The sequence below is a fragment of the Humiphilus diazotrophicus genome (genome assembly GCF_059726315.1).
The window spans coordinates 93594-110725 of sequence record NZ_AP040869.1; the positions used below are offsets into that span (position 1 = coordinate 93594).

At 48.2% G+C, this 17132-nt stretch carries 13 protein-coding genes; 10 read left to right on the forward strand and 3 right to left on the reverse strand.

What is annotated here, in order from left to right:
* The first annotated feature begins 228 nt into the window (after positions 1-228).
* Together AC6I7T_RS00390 and AC6I7T_RS00395 are read left to right on the forward strand one after the other, a co-directional pair.
* Complete coding sequence (locus AC6I7T_RS00390; RefSeq protein ID WP_497788202.1) at positions 229-1302, forward strand: IS630 family transposase; 1074 nt, start codon at positions 229-231, stop codon at positions 1300-1302.
* Positions 1303-1712: 410 nt separating this feature from the next.
* A complete protein-coding gene (locus tag AC6I7T_RS00395; RefSeq protein WP_497788203.1) occupies positions 1713-2978 on the forward strand; it encodes a hypothetical protein in 1266 nt (421 codons plus the stop codon).
* Between the two features lie 413 nt (positions 2979-3391).
* On the opposite strand, the gene AC6I7T_RS00400 is transcribed toward AC6I7T_RS00395, so the two are convergent.
* From AC6I7T_RS00400 to AC6I7T_RS00410, 3 genes are read right to left on the reverse strand one after another with little or no spacing between them, the layout of a single operon-like run.
* The gene (locus tag AC6I7T_RS00400) at positions 3392-4588 is read right to left on the reverse strand and encodes an acyl-CoA dehydrogenase family protein (protein ID WP_497788204.1); all 1197 of its coding nucleotides are present in this window, start codon (positions 4586-4588) and stop codon (positions 3392-3394) included.
* A gap of 2 nt (positions 4589-4590) precedes the next feature.
* Complete coding sequence (locus tag AC6I7T_RS00405) at positions 4591-5529, reverse strand: acyl-CoA dehydrogenase family protein (RefSeq protein ID WP_497788206.1); 939 nt, start codon at positions 5527-5529, stop codon at positions 4591-4593.
* A gap of 8 nt (positions 5530-5537) precedes the next feature.
* The gene (locus AC6I7T_RS00410; protein ID WP_497788207.1) at positions 5538-6770 is read right to left on the reverse strand and encodes a cupin domain-containing protein; all 1233 of its coding nucleotides are present in this window, start codon (positions 6768-6770) and stop codon (positions 5538-5540) included.
* Positions 6771-7448: 678 nt separating this feature from the next.
* On the opposite strand from AC6I7T_RS00410, the gene AC6I7T_RS00415 reads away from it, so the two are divergent.
* From AC6I7T_RS00415 to AC6I7T_RS00450, 8 genes are all read left to right on the forward strand, one after another.
* The gene (locus tag AC6I7T_RS00415) at positions 7449-7580 is read left to right on the forward strand and encodes a hypothetical protein (RefSeq protein ID WP_497788208.1); all 132 of its coding nucleotides are present in this window, start codon (positions 7449-7451) and stop codon (positions 7578-7580) included.
* Positions 7581-8258: 678 nt separating this feature from the next.
* Positions 8259-9191: a hypothetical protein gene (locus tag AC6I7T_RS00420; protein ID WP_497788209.1), complete on the forward strand. Its 933-nt coding sequence runs from the start codon at positions 8259-8261 to the stop codon at positions 9189-9191.
* On the forward strand, positions 9172-10923 hold the full coding sequence (locus AC6I7T_RS00425) for a carbamoyltransferase family protein (protein ID WP_497788211.1): 1752 nt from the start codon (positions 9172-9174) through the stop codon (positions 10921-10923). Before AC6I7T_RS00420 ends, AC6I7T_RS00425 begins: the two co-directional genes overlap by 20 nt.
* 42 nt (positions 10924-10965) lie before the next feature.
* Positions 10966-12279, forward strand: coding sequence for a diaminopimelate decarboxylase (lysA, locus tag AC6I7T_RS00430; RefSeq protein ID WP_497788212.1), 1314 nt, complete (start codon positions 10966-10968; stop codon positions 12277-12279).
* A gap of 45 nt (positions 12280-12324) precedes the next feature.
* Positions 12325-12573: an acyl carrier protein gene (locus AC6I7T_RS00435; protein ID WP_497788213.1), complete on the forward strand. Its 249-nt coding sequence runs from the start codon at positions 12325-12327 to the stop codon at positions 12571-12573.
* An 89-nt stretch (positions 12574-12662) separates the two neighbouring features.
* The gene (locus tag AC6I7T_RS00440) at positions 12663-13730 is read left to right on the forward strand and encodes a hypothetical protein (protein ID WP_497788214.1); all 1068 of its coding nucleotides are present in this window, start codon (positions 12663-12665) and stop codon (positions 13728-13730) included.
* Positions 13727-14683: a 3-oxoacyl-ACP synthase III family protein gene (locus tag AC6I7T_RS00445; protein WP_497788215.1), complete on the forward strand. Its 957-nt coding sequence runs from the start codon at positions 13727-13729 to the stop codon at positions 14681-14683. Before AC6I7T_RS00440 ends, AC6I7T_RS00445 begins: the two co-directional genes overlap by 4 nt.
* Before the next feature lie 58 nt (positions 14684-14741).
* The gene (locus tag AC6I7T_RS00450; protein ID WP_497788216.1) at positions 14742-17093 is read left to right on the forward strand and encodes a B12-binding domain-containing radical SAM protein; all 2352 of its coding nucleotides are present in this window, start codon (positions 14742-14744) and stop codon (positions 17091-17093) included.
* The last annotated feature ends 39 nt before the right edge of the window (positions 17094-17132 follow it).

Consider the following 17132-nt stretch of genomic DNA (forward strand, 5'->3'; position numbering starts at 1 on the left):
TTCGTCGCACGAGTTTTATCAAATCGAGATCCGTGCAGAAGCAAGCACTAACTCGCATTTCTGAGAGCTTTGAGGCTTTCTTCGCCGACAAGCATTGTATTTCGACCGATATCTCACTCGGCGCTGAAAAAATGCGTGGACCGACCTCTATAAATCTAGTGTAGTTCGCCATAAATAAAGGCGTTTATGAGGTGTAGGACATCTCATGTACAGTTGAGGTGACCGAGTATGCGCGTAGCTCCAACCGTTGGGCTAGATTCTGAGGTACGAGCGGAATTGCAGAGGCTGCTACGGCGGCGGACTACACCGGTGCGAGTAGCGGAACGTTGCCGCATTGTGCTGCTGGCCGGCGAAGGTTTAGGGAATAAGCAGATTGCCGCCCAGTTAGGGGTGGCTCCCCGCATGGCAGCACTGTGGCGCGGACGCTTCCTTGCCCTTGGCCTCGAAGGTCTGCTTCGGGATGCGCAACGTCCGGGGCGTAAGCCAACCATCAGCGCTCAGACGGTTGCCGAAGTAATCAGCAAAACGACGCAAAGCAAACCAGAGGCTGCTACACACTGGTCTCGTAACACTATGTCCCGTGCCATGGGTCTTTCTGCGTCTAGTGTAGGTCGCATATGGCGCGCACACGGGCTCAAGCCACATCTCGTCAAGAGCTTTAAGATTAGCAACGACCCGAACTTCGCAGATAAGCTGGAAGATATCGTCGGCCTCTACCTGAGTCCACCCGAACATGCGTTAGTTTTGTCGGTCGATGAGAAGAGTCAGATACAAGCTCTGGACCGCACACAGCCTGGCTTACCAATGAAGAAGAGCCGCGGCCAGACTATGACTCACGACTACAAACGCAACGGCACTACCACGCTGTTTGCCGCCCTCAATACCGCCACCGGTAAGATCTATGGTCTGTGTCAGCAGCGGCATCGCCACCAGGAGTGGCTGAAGTTCCTGCGTCTGATCGACCAGACTGTGTCTGTCGGCAAGCAGATCCACATCATTTGCGATAACTACGCTACACACAAGCATCCAGCAGTTCAGCGCTGGCTGGCCAAACACAAGCGCATTCAGGTGCACTTCACTCCTACTTCGGCTTCTTGGCTGAATATGATTGAACGCTTCTTCCGCGACCTAACCGTCAACCGCATCCGCCGAGGTGTTTTCTTCGATCTTGAACAACTCATCATGGCCATAGGCGATTACATCGACCACCATAACCTGAACCCTAAACCTTTCATCTGGACTGCTAAGGCCAACGACATCCTGGAAAAGGTTTCTCGTGCCAAGTCTGCCTTAATTAAATGATGAGATTAACGACGGACTACACTAGCGCGGCAGCTAAATCGGTGCCTCTGCACATTTGGGAAGCTAAACGAAGCCTTCCACTACTCTAAGAGCACGGCGCACGCACGGTACCCTCGAAGACACGTTTGGTGTACAGAGAAGTATAGATTAGCTGTCGCAATACAATTGAGAGCTTTTATCAGGCGATAAGCCGTTTCAGCTCTCTTTCTTCTTGACCTTTGTAAAGAACCTTGATTACGCTGACACAACGCCGTTTTTCGGAAGCACTGAAACTATGGCGATGAATCCTGCTTCTGGATTAAACCCTTCTCAGGTGAAACAAGACCGTGCCCAGACGCCCCATCCAAGGGATTTCAGCTGATCGTCTACCTCCCGACTTACTTCCGGACCAAGCCAAACTTGCCAGGATAATGATCGGATTTCTTGAGGACCTCTCCGTAACCCCTCTCGAAGTTCGCAGATGTCTGGATAGCCTTGATGAACATGGGCTTAGTATATTTAATTATTATTATTACTATATCAACTTACTCTCGATTTTTGGCGACAAAAAGTCCGCGGCAGAGATTAGAGACCTCGCGATTGCTTGCGTGAGATTTCGGCTGTGGAAGCAGTGGGAAGGCCATGTTGATGCCGCAACTCTTGCCCAGAGAAGACGCTCCGAGCGAGAGCTGCCGATCCGCCTCAGTGGATGGAATAGGGGGCTAATCGATTCCATTCTCGCGCAAGGCCGTGGACTTATTATCACTACAGCCCATTATGGCATCTCTTCTTACATCGTCGATGACCTAACAGCCATGGGCTACAACCTAGTCATCGGGTTGGATTCTAACTCTGCATACGGACTGAGAAGTCGTCTTAAGGCACTGAGCGATAGTGATTCCGACATCAGCCGGGAGGATGGCCCTGCTTTACTCGGGAACGGAACGATTCAGGTTCTTGATGTAGAAAATGAAAGTCTAGCCGTTGTCTTCCTTGCCAAGGCACTTCGCAGAAATCAAATAGTGGTTTTATATTTTGACGGAAACTCCGGAATGGATGGAGCGAAAGGACCCAGCAACAAAAGCCAGCTCGAATGTTTTGGTTACCCGATTCATATGAAAACCGGTGTAATGCAGTTGTCTATCAATATGCAAACACCCTTGCTTCCGATCTTTACAAGCAGAACTCAGGGTCTGCTTGACCCCGGAGATCCAGTAGAACGAGGTATCATTCACCCGGCATATCCAATCTATCCCCCCAAAAAAGCTGGCGGGAAAGAAGGCTTCGTGCAAGAGACTCTGAACAGCTTGTTTCGCGCGGTTGAGACCCTGGTTGTAGCAGACCCCATACAATGGGAAGGCGTATGCCTACTCCATCGATGGCGCGTTTCTATACATCAACCCTTTGTCGTAACATCGTCCTCAGCGGATTGTGATGTAGAGATCGCGACGCCTGACTCCTGCCGTCTACACATCAATTCTCGGATAATAGCTCCCATCCGATCAGGAGAAGATATCATACTCGTGAATGTCAGAACTTTGCGCGTCTTCAAGATTAAACATAAAGACAAGCAGCTATTATCCGACCTAATTACGAATGGTATCGATAAAAATACCTTGCCTAAATATAGCAACTCAGCTATAAGTTGTGTCAAAGCTCTTTCCACCCTCGGTTTTATTGAGGTTTTGAAGTCATAAGCGATGTGGAAGCGATTCCGATGATGGCGTGGTTATATTCTGAATAGATAACCATTGCTGTTGGATCACACTTTTATCCGAGACTATCTACAATCACGGTAATACGATTCCCGCCGATTGTTGTTTCGCGCGTTGTACGCGTGAACACAAGGTTTATGAAAGTTTGTATATCTAAAAGAAAGGAGGTTAACGGATATGGGAAACGAGAAGGAGGCTAAAATCGAGTCGACAGAGCTGGTTCTTGAAGAGTTCTCGATTATCGAGCTTGAAGACAGGTTAGAATTCTTCCCCAAGTGCGAAATTAATGTCAAGCCGAACGCGAATTAATTAACTGTTCCTGCCTAAATAATACGGAAGAGGACCACGGCATGCCGTGGCCCTCTTCTGTGCCCTCAGGAATGTTTTTGTTGTCTCTATGATTTCCGCAGGATAGCCTTAGCTAACATTAGTCGCTGCATATCGCCTGTTCCCTCCAGCAGATCAAAGGCTTTGGCATCTCGGTGAAGTTTCTCAATCAATGGGTGAGTTCGAAATGCAGCCACGCCGGCAATTTCCATTGCGGCGGAACAAACCTCCATGGCAATTTTGGCAGCAAAGGCCTTCGCCATACATATTTGTGGAAAGCTATCTCCACCTGATCGTGCAATCCATGCCGCCTTCCAGCAGAGCAACCGTGCAGCATGTATCCGAACCCGGCAAGTATCTAGAAAATGCCTAGTCTTTCGCCAGTTCACTGCTCTGAAATGAGAGGCGCCGTTCTGGGAGACCAACTGTTCCACCTCTTCCAGCGCCGCACGAGCTGTTCCGACAGCCAGGGCTGCTATAGCTGGACGAAACTGTTGAAGAGTAAGAAGGCTACCATCAAAGCCTCCTTTCTTTCCAGCATTTGTGGGACATAATAGATTTTCTTTAGGGATACGACATTCCACGAACTTTAGTTCAGATACTTGTACGGAACGAAAACCCATCGTGTCCAGTATCCTGCTTGCCTCAAAGCCAGGTGTACCGCGTTCGACAATAAAGGCCTTGATGCCAAAGCGACCCAGTTTAGGATTTGTACTAGCGAAAACAATCACCCATTCAGCCCTCAAGCCGTTTCCGACAAACCACTTGGTGCCATTTAAAACATAACCGTCCTTCTCTTCAACAGCTGTGGCCTTGAGCCCTGTGAAATCGGAGCCTGCCGAGGGCTCTGTCATCGCAAATGCCGCCCAACGACCTTGGTTCGCGTGGTTGAATGTTGCAAATAACTTCTTCTTTTGCGCTGAGGTTCCGAATGCATCAACAATAGGAACAGTAAGACCGGGACCCGGAAGCGAAATAAAAAGCGAGGCATCGCTGTAGCCTGCCTCTTCATTCATTATCACCTTCAGTAACGGGTCTCTAGCGATATCAAAACAATGCCCAGGTGCCATCTGCCAGCCCCCACCAAACTCTATGGGCAGGAAGGCTTGCATTGCTGTGAGGATCTCCGACTGGCGAAACATGATGTGAGGAAGTTCTCCTGTGAGGTCGGCCGCCACGGCAAATGGTCGAAGATAACTGGAGGCAAAACTACGAAAACTGTCACGGAACTCGCATTGCTCTTTTGTAAGATCAAAGTCAATCATGTTTATAAGTTAGTGCCTGCAAGATCTGGTGGATGGCCCGCAACTGCCAGCAGTTGCAGATCGCGGAACCACTGCTGTACTGGATGCTGTTGGAGATAACCGTGTCCCCCCATCAGCTGTATCATCTGCGGAGCAATCTCCCGAGGTATTTCTAAAATATACTGCCAAATGTCTTCTACCTGCTGCAAGAAATCTGTTCCGGTTCTTCCCGATAAGCATACCTGTTCACATAGCAAACGCGATGACTCTAGAAATGTAATAGTGTCGGCAAGCTTTAAAGCCACAGCCTGGTGGTGTCCGATTGCCTTACCAAAAGTAATGCGCTTTCGAGAGTAATCCCGAACATAGTCAAAGCATGCTTGGGCTACTCCCAGAATCACGGCAGATAACAGGAGCTGTTTTTCGGCGGCTATCTGATGAAATAGTTGGTTTCCAGACATTGCTCCCCCTCTCCAAGCAGAGCGAAAACTCTCGGGAGAAATGGTCACGGTTATTTCTCTAAACTCAAGACCGGAAAGGCCAGTTGTAGTGAGGACAGAGGTCGATAAATCAACTTCTTCGCTGGAGGAAGCGATGCACATAATTCCGCCGTCAAGTGGCAAGAAAGCCAGAAAGGGGCGTTCTTCCGGGCGGGCAAGAGACATCTTGTCGCAGAAAACAAGCCTTCCGTCGATGGACGATTTAGCCGGTGATGGCTGCTGCAGTGAAGCCAACCAAAGCAGATCGATATCGGTTCTAGTTCCTTCTCGTTCGGCAAACCGCACCGCCTCCCATCCACTGTGTTGCAACAAATAGAGAGCCTTTAAGGCGAGAAGCTGGTTGGCCGTGCATAGAGCGGTGCTCGCGCTTATATGCGCTTTTTGTTCGATATGGTCGAAACAATTCGATAATGCATCGCGTGTAATCCCTGACTCCATAATCTCCATTGTCTCGTGTCTCATTGCGCTGCTCACAAGGAATGAGCATGAACGGTGGTAGTCATAAGAGGCTTGAGAAGATCGACCGACCGGAGATATGTCCATGCCTTCCGGATCTTTTCTTCATCCCCCTCTTCTTTGCATTTGAATAACTCATTCAAAGTTGTTCTTGAATTTTCAAATTCGGGATCTTCAAGAATCCGGTTGAGTAACAATAGCCACGAAGGCGTCAGCCTGAGCTTCGCCCGCTCTTCTTTGAAAATTTCCCCCAACCAGCGAATCACAAGGGCGGAAGTCCTCTCCTCAGGAAAGCGCTGATGGACTAACCTGTATAATTCGTCGCGGCTTGGTACATTGAGCAGTAATGCCAGGAAGAAACGGTGCATCGGATCATGTATATCTGCTCGCAATCCCTTTAGCTTCTCTGTCCGTCGCTCCTCCTCAAGACAGGAGAGAATACGATCCACCAGCCATTGATCACGGTCAGATGCAATACCTAGAAGTGTCGACCAGTTTCCCGGAGACGAGGAGGAAATTCGATAGGCCATCGCCAGGACTTGATGCAAAATATACGGATCGCAGCACAGCGATAACTCCTGCGCAGCTTTCCAGAACAAGGTCCGGTCAAACGTCCACAATGACTCCAGCATTTGGAACTGGATTCGCGCTGACTTGGGAAGATTTTCATCGTGGAGAGCAAAGTAGGGTCTCGAGTAATAGTACTGGGGCCTTGAGGAAGAGAGCCTCGGTGTCCTTACCACCAAACTAAGCGATGGGCGATCAAGGTGAAACAAAGAATGAATCAATCTGTCCCCGGAATAAATGGGATGGATATCGCCCCTGTAGAGAAGTTCGGAAGAGAGGTGATTGATACATCCTGCCATCAATCTCTCGGAAATCATTCGCTCGGGAGTGAATGCATAGGTGCTTTCCACGCTAGAGCCATGCAATACACCAAAGGCCCCCATAAAGCTGTGTTCGTGTATAGATGTCGTGCTGTCTACCCAGAACAATACTTGAATGTAAAATCCCTGTCCGTTGTAAACCCGGATGGGAGGCTGGCCGAAGTCGTAGGGGTCCTGCTCAGGTATCATTCCCGATGTCATCAGCCAAGAGACTATGTCAGTTGGTTCTACTGTGTGTAAAACACCAGTATCTCGAATCGCAATCGTTGCGATCTCCACAAACGCTTCTTCGCGTCTGCCGGATTCTTTCCATCTAGCCGTAACAGTATCGCCTAAATCTTCGAATGCCTTTAGCTTCATAACTTTGGTCTAGCATCGCTACTGTGGTTTTATGTATCTACGGCAGAAATTGTAAAAATCCCGGCGTAAAACAGGCAACGGTCAGTATTGTCAGAATCGGATGCCGGACTAGATCTCCACGTAAAGTGGTCAAACAGCTTCTGAGAATAAAACTGGCTCAACATATCCTTAATAAGATTAAGCTGTCAAGTCTCCGCCTCAATAACTTCTGTCAGTAGGAGGAATCTCAAGCTGGTCCGATGTGTCACTCAAATGTTGAGTATTTCTTGTCTTCTCAAATATATATCGGGGTTATGCGCCTCCTGAGCAGGAACAATAAATTATTTCCAGTTGCCCCCAGACTTACTCAGACGCGGGTGCTCTAAAAATCAAGCATCCGAATCTTATCGCTTTTACCGTATTTCATGCTTGACAGGATATGACGTTAATACTACGCTTTGACGAAATGCTGTAGAGACGATACTTTTCATGCGTGACGTTTCAATCAGGCCAGATGTTTCGTAAGCAAATCATGCCAAAACACGTTAACTGAGATTAAAAGGGATGGTGTTGTTTCAGGGAGACGACCAATTTTGTCTCTTGCAGCCCCCTATGGATTCGTAGGCGTTTGTACTGTCCTGCACTGAAGTTATCCCTTGGTAACAAGGGGTATTCTCTAAAGAAAGGAGGTTATCGAAAATGGAGAACGAAAAACTGGAACAGCTCGAAGCCCGAGAATTCTCTCTGGAGGAATTTTCGATTGTTGAGTTAGAAGATCGCCTGGAATTCTTCCCCAAGTGCACGATCAATATCAAACCGAACGCGAATTAGTTAACTCAAAGACCGCAGCTCGGCTGCGGTCTTTCCTTCGACATAAAAATATCTTGCCGACAAAGTCTGTCGGATTAATTGTAAAAGGGGAAAGATGACAAGATCATGAAAGATAAGTGAATCGGAAGGGTTTGTGGCGGGTGACCTCTCCTGAAGAACTATCAAGCAGTTGCTTGAATTCTTCCCTAAATAAATCAATCGTTCCAAGACCACTCCTCGCATACATTATTCAGCGCAGCATGACTGTGTCTGTCCAGTGTATCGGGGGTTCGAGGGTACATGTCGGAATATCTGTGTTTCAATCAAAGGGTGGAGGTTCATCCATTTGACGGAGCTTCACAGCGACCGATGTTTGTCTGTGAAGTACCCGACCATAATCAGGATGTTCGGTCCAGGTATCTTTTGCCTAAAGAGGTCGTCGAGTTTCTTCAACAGTTTGACGGTAGACAGGAGACAACAGCGCTCGTTCGGCAATTTATAGACAAGCACCCACATTATACCGAGGAAAAAGTAAATTCTCTTATTTATCAATATTGCCTTAGCAAGCACTTCTTGATGCGGCCTGATGCTCAGCAAATGAATGTTACCGAGACAGGTCGACGCCGTGGGTATTTATATCTGAGAATAAAATTGTTTTCGCCGGGATTTGTCTCGGCCATAAGTACGCCGCTGAGATGGTTGTTTCATTGGAAAGTCTTCTTTACATTGCTGCCGGTTTTTGTTGTTTCCCAGGCGGTCTTCTTTCTGAACGTGATGCCTAAACATCATTTCTCGCTCAACAATCTAGAGGGTTTTGATTTCTTTTTCGTCACACTCCTAGCCTCGTTCCTGGGATTATTTCATGAGTTAGGTCACGCTGCTGCCCTCAACTATTTTGGATACCGTCGTGCGGAGATCGGCTGGGGCCTTTACCTTTCGTTTGCAGTTTTCTATACAGATCTTTCGGATTGTTGGAAGCTGAAGCGGAAACAACGTGCGATGGTAGACTTGGGCGGCGTCTATTTTCATTGCATTACATTACTTTTTCTCTTGGGCCTGATTCTGTGGAAGCATAATCCTCTTCTGGTTTACTGCTTCTTTTTTGCGGACTTACAGATTGCAATTGCCCTTAACCCTTTCCTGAGAAACGATGGTTATTGGCTAATAGGCGATATCTTCGGTATAGCAGATTTGAATAAGAGAGTCATTCGAGGGCTAGGACACTCTGTCTACAAATTTTTGCGAATTCCACTGAGCAATGGTCATCCATTCTCCGAACTTACCCTGCAAAGTCGAAGGTTTCTTTATGGATACCTAGTCGCTGTGCTTGCTTTTGCGGTCTTACTCATCAAGATTATATTCGTACAGATTCTCTTCGGTATTCTGCCGTCATATCCGAAAATGGTTATGCAGTTCTGGGTAATGATTACGAGTTCTCCTCGCAGCATCATCTCCCTAATCGATATTGGGAGTGGCCTGTTGTGGAAGGGACTAGCAATTTACGGCGTCTTGCGGTTGATTTATAGCACTCTGATCACGGCTTCTTTGTGGCTGATACGTACCTGGCGGGCCGCTCGCAATCAGCCCCAAAGTGCTGCTACTGGAGAAAGCAATGAATATCATCGGGTTTAGCGGCCTTGACAATACTGCTCGTTTCAAAAAGGAAACATGCCCCGGACTGGAAGAACGGGAGTATCGAATCGTGCAGGGCTATGATGCAGCAGCAGCAATGATCGTAAATGGACGAATTGTGGCAGCGAGCGCTGAAGAGCGCTTTAACCGGAAAAAACATTCTGAACTCTTCCCTGTTCAAGCAATTCAGTTTTGCCTGAAAGAATCTGGCGTCGCCCTTTCGGATGTCGATTACTTGGTGCACTGTTTCGATTATGAGCCTCACAGGCTGAGCTACTTGTGCACTCCGCAGCAGTCAGATACCTTTCATCGGGTTTATTCCCGCGAAGCAGTTCGAAGAACCATTATGGAGAAGCTACCTGGCCTTCCTCTCGATCGATTGCGTCATGTCCCTCATCATCTTTCTCATGCTGCGAGTGCCTACTATACCTCTGGATGGGATCAATGTGCTGTACTGGTAATTGATGCAATGGGAGAGATGGACAGTGTATCCGGGTATCGTGGGTGCAACGGAAAGCTTATTCCGCTTTTCAAGGTTCGAGCCAAGGATTCCATCGGAATTTTGTATTCGTTAATTACTCTGCATCTTGGTTTTGACTTTAATTCGGATGAATATAAGATCATGGGTCTTGCTCCTTATGGAGATCCAGGTCGGTTTCGTGCTTTCTTCGAGGAGCAGGTTCAGCTCGGACCCAAAGGAGATCTCGATATACCGGCACTTTCGATTCCCTCTACTCCGAATGAGCGCGAAACATATGCTCAAGTACGCAAATTTCTAGACCAGAAGTTAACGCTTCGACGTCATCCCGATGCTGAGATTACACAGGAATATTGTGATGTGGCTGCTGCGCTGCAGGAGACTCTTGATCGGGTTCTGCAACATTTTGCTGCGGAACTGGCCCAGCAAACTGGCTTGCGGAAGATTGCAATGGCTGGAGGTGTAGCCCTAAATTGTACGGCTAACGGCCGCCTATGCCGTTCGTCACTGTTCGATGAGGTCTATATTCAGCCGGCGTCCGGCGATGATGGTGCTGCTATCGGCGCCGCTCTCTATCAGGCAGCGCAAGCCGGAGAGATAGAAAACCGACGCATGGCGGTCCCATTCTTGGGCGCTGGATATTCTGAAGCTGAAACGAATCATATCGCGAGCGCCTATTCAGGCCGCATCAAAATACGTATCCTTCCTTCGGTAGAGGAAGTTTGCGAAGAAGCCGCTCAACGAATTGCCGAAGGCAAGGTGATCGGTTGGTTTCGTGGGCGTACGGAGTTCGGCCCCCGCGCCCTTGGGAATCGAAGCATTCTGGCTGATGCGCGGCATCCGGAAATGCGTGATCGCATCAATGCTCTGGTAAAGAAGCGGGAGGCGTTCCGACCCTTTGCTCCAGCCGTCTCTCGCGAGCAGGCGCCGGTTATCTTTGATATTTCCGAGCAAACCGAGCTTCCGTACATGGTGGTTATTGTGAACGTGAGAGAAAAATACCGATCTTGTTTTCCGGCTGTTACTCATGTTGACGGAACTTCCCGGGTACAGATGGTTGCGGAAAAGGACAATGCGGAATTTCATTGCCTGCTCCGTCATGTCGGCAAGAAAACCGGCTTCGAAATCGTCTTGAATACAAGCTTCAATGTTAAGGGGCAGCCTATTGTTAACACACCTGAGGAGGCAATCGATACCTTTCTTTCCGCTAATCTTGACTGCCTCTTCCTCAATAATGCAGTAATCACTCTCTGACAGGTGCTTTGAGAAGAAATTGGACAACTGAGGGGCGTATTGATGCTTCAAGCTAGAAATGGTGTACTACACGTTGGCAATGTCTCGATTGTCGCTTTGGTACAAAAATATGGTGAACCTTGTTATGTGTATGACGGAGATGCCATGGAAGAAAGGGTATCGCAAATCAAAGAGGCGCTCCTCGATGGAATTGAAATTCTCTATTCCATGAAAGCGAATCCTAACATCTCCATTGTAGCTCTGATGAATATCTTTGTTGATGGTGTCGATGTTTCGTCATTGGGAGAACTGCATGTGGCCTTGCGCGCGGGAGTTGCTCCCGCCCGCATATTTTTCGTTGGCCCCTCAAAGTCACAACTGGAACTGGAAGCCGCTATTGAAGCCGGGATCGGATGCCTGATTGTCGAATCAAGAGAGGAGCTAGAACTCTCTAGCCGGGTTGCGTCCCGTCTTGGAAGGTGCGCCAAAGTAGCGCTACGGATCAATCCGGCTTTCGATGCCTCTGGGTCACGCTTGAAGATGGGTGGAACCTCCACCCAATTTGGGATTGACGAAGAGCAGGTTCATAACCTGCTCATACGCAGTAAATCGTTACCTAATATTGAACTGATCGGCTTGCATTCCTACGTGGGCACCAGAATCCTCGATTGGACGGTAGCTGTACGCAATACCAGGGAAATTCTCGAGATGGCCGCCCGCATCCACGAGTCATGCGATATAGAACTGAAGTTTGTTGATGTAGGGGGAGGGTTGGGTATTCCCTATTTCCCGGGTGAGCAGCCGTTGGACTTTAGACGATTTGCCGACGCAGTAAATGATGTCTTTCGCCAGTTCCGTAATACCTTTCCGCAGACCAGGCTGTTGATGGAACTCGGCAGATACCTCGTGGGTGAAGCGGGGATATATGTATCACGAATACGTAACGTAAAAATTTCGCGAGGGAAAAAATATGTCCTGGTAAGTGGCGGAATGAATCATCACCAGGCAGCCGTCTCGGTGGGAAGCCTGCTCAAGCGAGACTTCCCGATACAAGTGATTAATAAAACGGAAGATACACCAGAGGCCACAGCTGTCGTGTGCGGCCCCCTATGTACTCCCAGTGACGTATTAGGCAAGACTGTACCCTTACCCGCTGTTGAGGCCGGAGACCTGATTGGCGTACTGCATTCAGGGGCCTATGGCCTGACTGCAAGTCCGCTGGAGTTTCTCAGCCGGAGTTGGCCAAGCGAGGTACTGGTCTATCAGGACAAGGATCATTTGGTTCGGATACCTCCGACAATCGACGACATGCTCAGGTATCAACCTCTTGTTCGAGTAAGGCCTCCCGCCGCGGAAATAGATACGGCTATAAGCTGATTTTGTTTGAAAAAGTATTTCTCATATTCATATAAGGACATTTCTATGCTGATCAGCACCGAAACATTAATGATTCTGAAAGAGATCGTTATGCAGATCACCAAAGTTGGTGAGGTGCGTGATGACGCAAACTTATTTGAAGACTGTGGACTTGATTCGATGTCTGTCCTAGAACTTGTTCTGGCGATGGAGGAACGGTTTTCTATCACGATTTCAGCAGATGAGTTGCAAACAGAGCTATTTCAGAATATCTCCGCCCTGACACAGTTCGTCGATTCGAAGCGTTCGAACTAACAACCATTTGTCGGCGGAATAACGGGGAGTCCAGGTAATACTATAACTTTTGCTCACAGCTATCGACGGATTGTGGAGCATATCGGAAGATGAACTCAGCATATTCAATCTGTGATTGCCGCGATTATAACATTGGCATCAGCGCACCTACAATCGTCGCATCGGACCAGTGGATTACAGCCGAAGAATATCTCGCAACCGCTGATTCGGAGTTCTCTTTCAAAGAGATGTCAGAAGATTGGAAGGATTATGCGATCGAACCAGAGGTCCTGTTTGAATTTTTTAGAAAGCAAAAATCGGAAAAAGAAAGTACATACCTGCGACATTGCCAGATTGCTACATCAGGTGTGCTTGTTTCTGACGCTATCAGTTCAGATCTGGCACTTGACGCCGGGAAGGAATTACTGAGATATCGGCCTGAATGGGTCGGACAAATCGACGGCGTCATCTATTATTCAGCCACGCTTAGTACTAGGCCAGCCTGGAGTACCTCTTGCCGTCTGCACTTTGAGTTGGGCTTGAAATGTGAAACCGCTTTTATGGTGGGCCAAAAGGGTGCCAATTCAGCCTATGCTGCATTGAAAGTAGGAATTGAGATGCTGCATGTTGAAGCCCTGACCAAGCTGCTCTTGGTTGGGTCGGAACGCTTCGCGCCGCCACATTCAAGAATCTTTGCAGGAATCGGTATACAAGGCGACAGTGGCAGTGCAATGCTGCTTGCTTCCGACACCTTTCAATACAAGATTGAGTGCATCATTCTTGAGAACTTCTGGGATAAGCCGCCTTCAACAATCCGCAGTACAGAGGAAGAGAGGTTGAATTACTGGTCGGAAGCCACCGACATTACTTTGAGGCATCTATTTTCTTCGTACGGCTGTTCACCAGGAGTAATCCAAAGTGTCATTCCACCCAACTGCTGCATTCCTCTCTTACACAAGATAGCGCACAGAACAGGTATCTCTTGGGAGCGATTTGAAACCAGTGCACTGAATCGATTTGGGTATCTGGGAAGTTCGGATATTGCTGCAAACCTGAAAGAGCTCGGACGGACCTCTATGTTATCGGTGGGAGACAAGATTATCTCCTTTAGCTTTTCTTCCGACGGCTCAGTTTGTGGTTGTCTGCTCAGTTACGAACCGTTGCGGAGTGAGGAATGAATAAACAGGGGAACCCTATTTCATGTGGTATCGGTATTTCCGGCTCTGCCTATTATTTGCCGCAAAGCATAACGGTCGATCAATTGGCAAACACTACCGGTATGCCGGAAGCCCGCCGTCTGATGTATAGCCAAACCTATGGACTTCAAGTGATACATGTAGCAGATCATGAAAACGCGCTTGATATGGGAGAAAAAGCGGTCCAGAGATTGTTGCAAAAGTATGACTTGGACCCACTCTGTATTGATACTGTTCTTCTGTATCACACCATGAACTTCCTTTCTCTTGAACCAAGGACCTTTGTCGGTGAAATGCAGAAAAGACTGGGACTCAAAAACGCTCTGGCTTTCTCGGTTGCTGGGCAACACTGTGCTTCGCCAATCACCGCGTTGCGTGTAGCGCGTAATATGATCGCCACTGGTACCGCACAAAACGTGTTGCTTTTGGGGTGCGACTATTTTGTCGGCTCCCAGATGCGAGAGATTACCGGAATAAGCCTTCAGGGGGAAGGAGCCAGTTGCGCGTTTATACAGGGCCGATGTGAGCGAAACCAGGTGAAGGCGATTTCAACCTATATCGACGGATCTTTATATAAGGGAACAGCCGTGTCGGAGCGTGAAAGCAGTAGGTTTGACCTAACGTACTACCTTGCCAGCTATCAATTGATGCGCAAGACGATTGAAAAAGCATCACTGACCATGGAAGACATCCGGCTGATTATTCCCCACAATATTAACTGGCCGAGCTGGCGAAGGATTCTCATGGCTTTGCGCTTTGACGAAAGTAGACTTTACGGCGAAAATATTGCGCGCTGTGGACACGTCTGCAGCTCTGATCTCCTGATCAATTTGAGTGATGCCATAGAAGCGGGCAGATTAAACAAGGGCGATTACTTCATGTTGTTTACAGTGGGTTTGGGTGCAGTATGGGCTTGCGCCGTCTTGCAGCATTGAGTTAGACCTGATTTGCTCTTGCTATCTTCGGTGCTTCTACACGGAGGAAGTTTGTCGTATGAACATTATACTCATTCATCCACCTCTGGATGATCCCACCATCCCGTACCATTCGACGGCGTATTTAAAAGGCCACCTTCTAAAAAACGGATTTGAGCGAGTTTCATTGCGCGATCTAAACGCGGAATATGTAGACAGATTCCTTCAGCCTGACAAAGTGAGGTTCATCTTCGAGGAAGGACATCGGAGGCTTTCGGCGCTTCTAGAAAGAAACAGCCTTTCATTTCAGCAACAGGATGAGTGTTATCGCCTACTAACCAGTCTGAGTGGAGAACCTGATGCCGTCAGCAGGGCTGCTACGGGATTGAGAAGTCCAGAGCTGTTTCTCGATTTTGGTCTTTATAGGCAAAACATCGAAGTGCTTTCTCATTACATGAATCTGCTGGGTGCTCTTTCCTATCCATATGAGTACCATGATTTTTTACCTGCTGCCCGGGGACGGTTTTCAAATGGGAGTATCCAGGATCTACTCAATCCCGAGTTGGGAGAGCGCGTCTGCAGTCCATTTGTTCAATATTTTGAGGAAGTTATAGATCGGGATTCGACTTTCGCGAGCACCGATCTGTTTGGTATTAGCATTGTTTACGATCATCAGCTGTTTCATGCCTTCCAGCTTGCCCGGATGCTGAAAAAGAGCTGGCCTTCCAAACGCATCGTTCTTGGAGGAACAGCCATCAGCCAGCTCTATAAATATATGCGCGATAAATCCAGGATGAAGGCTATCTTCGCTTTATGCGATGCAATTGTCATTGGCGAAGGAGAAACTGCAATGTGTGAGATCGCCGCATCAGGCGGCGATCTGGAAGGGAGAACATTTACCAATACTATTACTTATGCGGAGGGTCAGGACCGCTTGAATCTACCGGTAATACATTACGAAAATGTCACGAAATTGGGACAACCTAAATATGATCATGCATGGGATCTTTATTTATCTCCGGAGCGTGGAATCAACTATTCTCCAACCAGGGGTTGTTACTGGAACCGGTGCACTTTCTGCGATTACGGTCTGAATACAGACCGGCCTACCTCCCCTTGGCGTGAGCGAAAAATAGATCAAGTGATAGAAGATTTGGCTGAGGCGACTCTTTCCCAGGGTATACGCTATGTCTATTTCGCTGTCGATGTTATGGCCCCAGGCTATCTGGACCGCCTTTGTGATGCCATCCTCGAATCCGGCCTCGATATCAGGTGGAGTGCGGAATTAAGGATGGAACGAATTTTTTCCGAAGAACGTACACGGAAGATGAAAGATGCTGGCTGTATCTGTGTCTCCTTCGGAATGGAGTCAGGCAGCCAGCGCATACTTGATCTGATCGATAAGGGCACAAAGGTCGAGTATATGGATGTTACAATGAGGAACTTCTCGTTAGCGGGAATAGCTTGCCAGTTGATGGCCTTTACTGATTTTCCTACAGAAACAAGAACCGAGAAGGTGGCTACTCAACAGTTCATTCGAAAAACTAAACCTTATTGGTCGACAGGCGGCCTCGGCACATTCCTGCTCACCGGGACCTCAATCATTGCGAAAAATCCGGAAAAATTCGGCATCGAACTAGTGCAGGTGCAAGGTGTTGACAGTCCCCGGGCGGTGGCTTATCGACTGAAGGATAAAAAAGAAGGACATCTCACTCTGGCGGAAGACAGCGATGGTTCGTTCGACAATAGCGGCGATGTCTTTCCTCTGATATACGGGCGCCCCTGGGCAGGCGGTACGGATTCGCTCCATTCGATGATCTATTACAACACCTATGGCAAAGAGTTTTTCAAACAACATCCGGCTAGAGAGTCTGCCGTTATTCGGGAAATTAGTGATCAGATTGCCGCAGTTTCATCGGTAGTAGTCAACGGAGAGCTGGTATGTTCCAGTCTTGACCTTGCAGCGATATTGCAGAACCGTAAGCGCTTCCAAGCATACGTTATCGAACATCTGGAGCAACCAATCGAACCCACATACCCAGAATTCTGTCGTTGGGCGGAACAGATTGACCCTGTAGAGAATGGAACAAAAGAGAGTCACTGGATTATTAACATGACACGTTGCGTAAAAATAGATCGATTGGTTTTTCAATTATTGCAACAAACGACTAAGCGTCGGCTTGGTGTTTCAGATTTACTGGCTCAGGCTCCCGAGGCTATCCATAAAAAGCTTGTGAGCTATTTCCAAGCTTTGGAGAAGAAAGGTGTGATCTCCTTTCGCCTGGAGGATAAGTTGCTTCAGAGTCCTGAGGCTGTTCAGGACGAGGAACGCCGTCGAAAGTCACTAGAATCGGCTGGACCCGATCTGCGATTGATGAACACGCAAGAACCGCTGCACACCAGCTCTGCCGATAACCTTCAGGGCGCCTGAAGACAAGCAGAATGGAAACTGAGGCTGGTGTAGTTAGCG

Excerpts from the sequence above, each read along its gene's own strand:
- AC6I7T_RS00390 (WP_497788202.1), top strand. The coding sequence starts at position 229 with ATGCGCGTAGCTCCAACCGTTGGGCTAGATTCTGAGGTACGAGCGGAA.
- AC6I7T_RS00395 (WP_497788203.1), top strand. The coding sequence starts at position 1,713 with ATGATCGGATTTCTTGAGGACCTCTCCGTAACCCCTCTCGAAGTTCGC.
- AC6I7T_RS00400 (WP_497788204.1), bottom strand. The coding sequence starts at position 4,588 with ATGATTGACTTTGATCTTACAAAAGAGCAATGCGAGTTCCGTGACAGT.
- AC6I7T_RS00405 (WP_497788206.1), bottom strand. The coding sequence starts at position 5,529 with ATGAGACACGAGACAATGGAGATTATGGAGTCAGGGATTACACGCGAT.
- AC6I7T_RS00410 (WP_497788207.1), bottom strand. The coding sequence starts at position 6,770 with ATGAAGCTAAAGGCATTCGAAGATTTAGGCGATACTGTTACGGCTAGA.
- AC6I7T_RS00415 (WP_497788208.1), top strand. The coding sequence starts at position 7,449 with ATGGAGAACGAAAAACTGGAACAGCTCGAAGCCCGAGAATTCTCTCTG.
- AC6I7T_RS00425 (WP_497788211.1), top strand. The coding sequence starts at position 9,172 with ATGAATATCATCGGGTTTAGCGGCCTTGACAATACTGCTCGTTTCAAA.
- lysA (WP_497788212.1), top strand. The coding sequence starts at position 10,966 with ATGCTTCAAGCTAGAAATGGTGTACTACACGTTGGCAATGTCTCGATT.
- AC6I7T_RS00435 (WP_497788213.1), top strand. The coding sequence starts at position 12,325 with ATGCTGATCAGCACCGAAACATTAATGATTCTGAAAGAGATCGTTATG.
- AC6I7T_RS00440 (WP_497788214.1), top strand. The coding sequence starts at position 12,663 with ATGAACTCAGCATATTCAATCTGTGATTGCCGCGATTATAACATTGGC.
- AC6I7T_RS00445 (WP_497788215.1), top strand. The coding sequence starts at position 13,727 with ATGAATAAACAGGGGAACCCTATTTCATGTGGTATCGGTATTTCCGGC.
- AC6I7T_RS00450 (WP_497788216.1), top strand. The coding sequence starts at position 14,742 with ATGAACATTATACTCATTCATCCACCTCTGGATGATCCCACCATCCCG.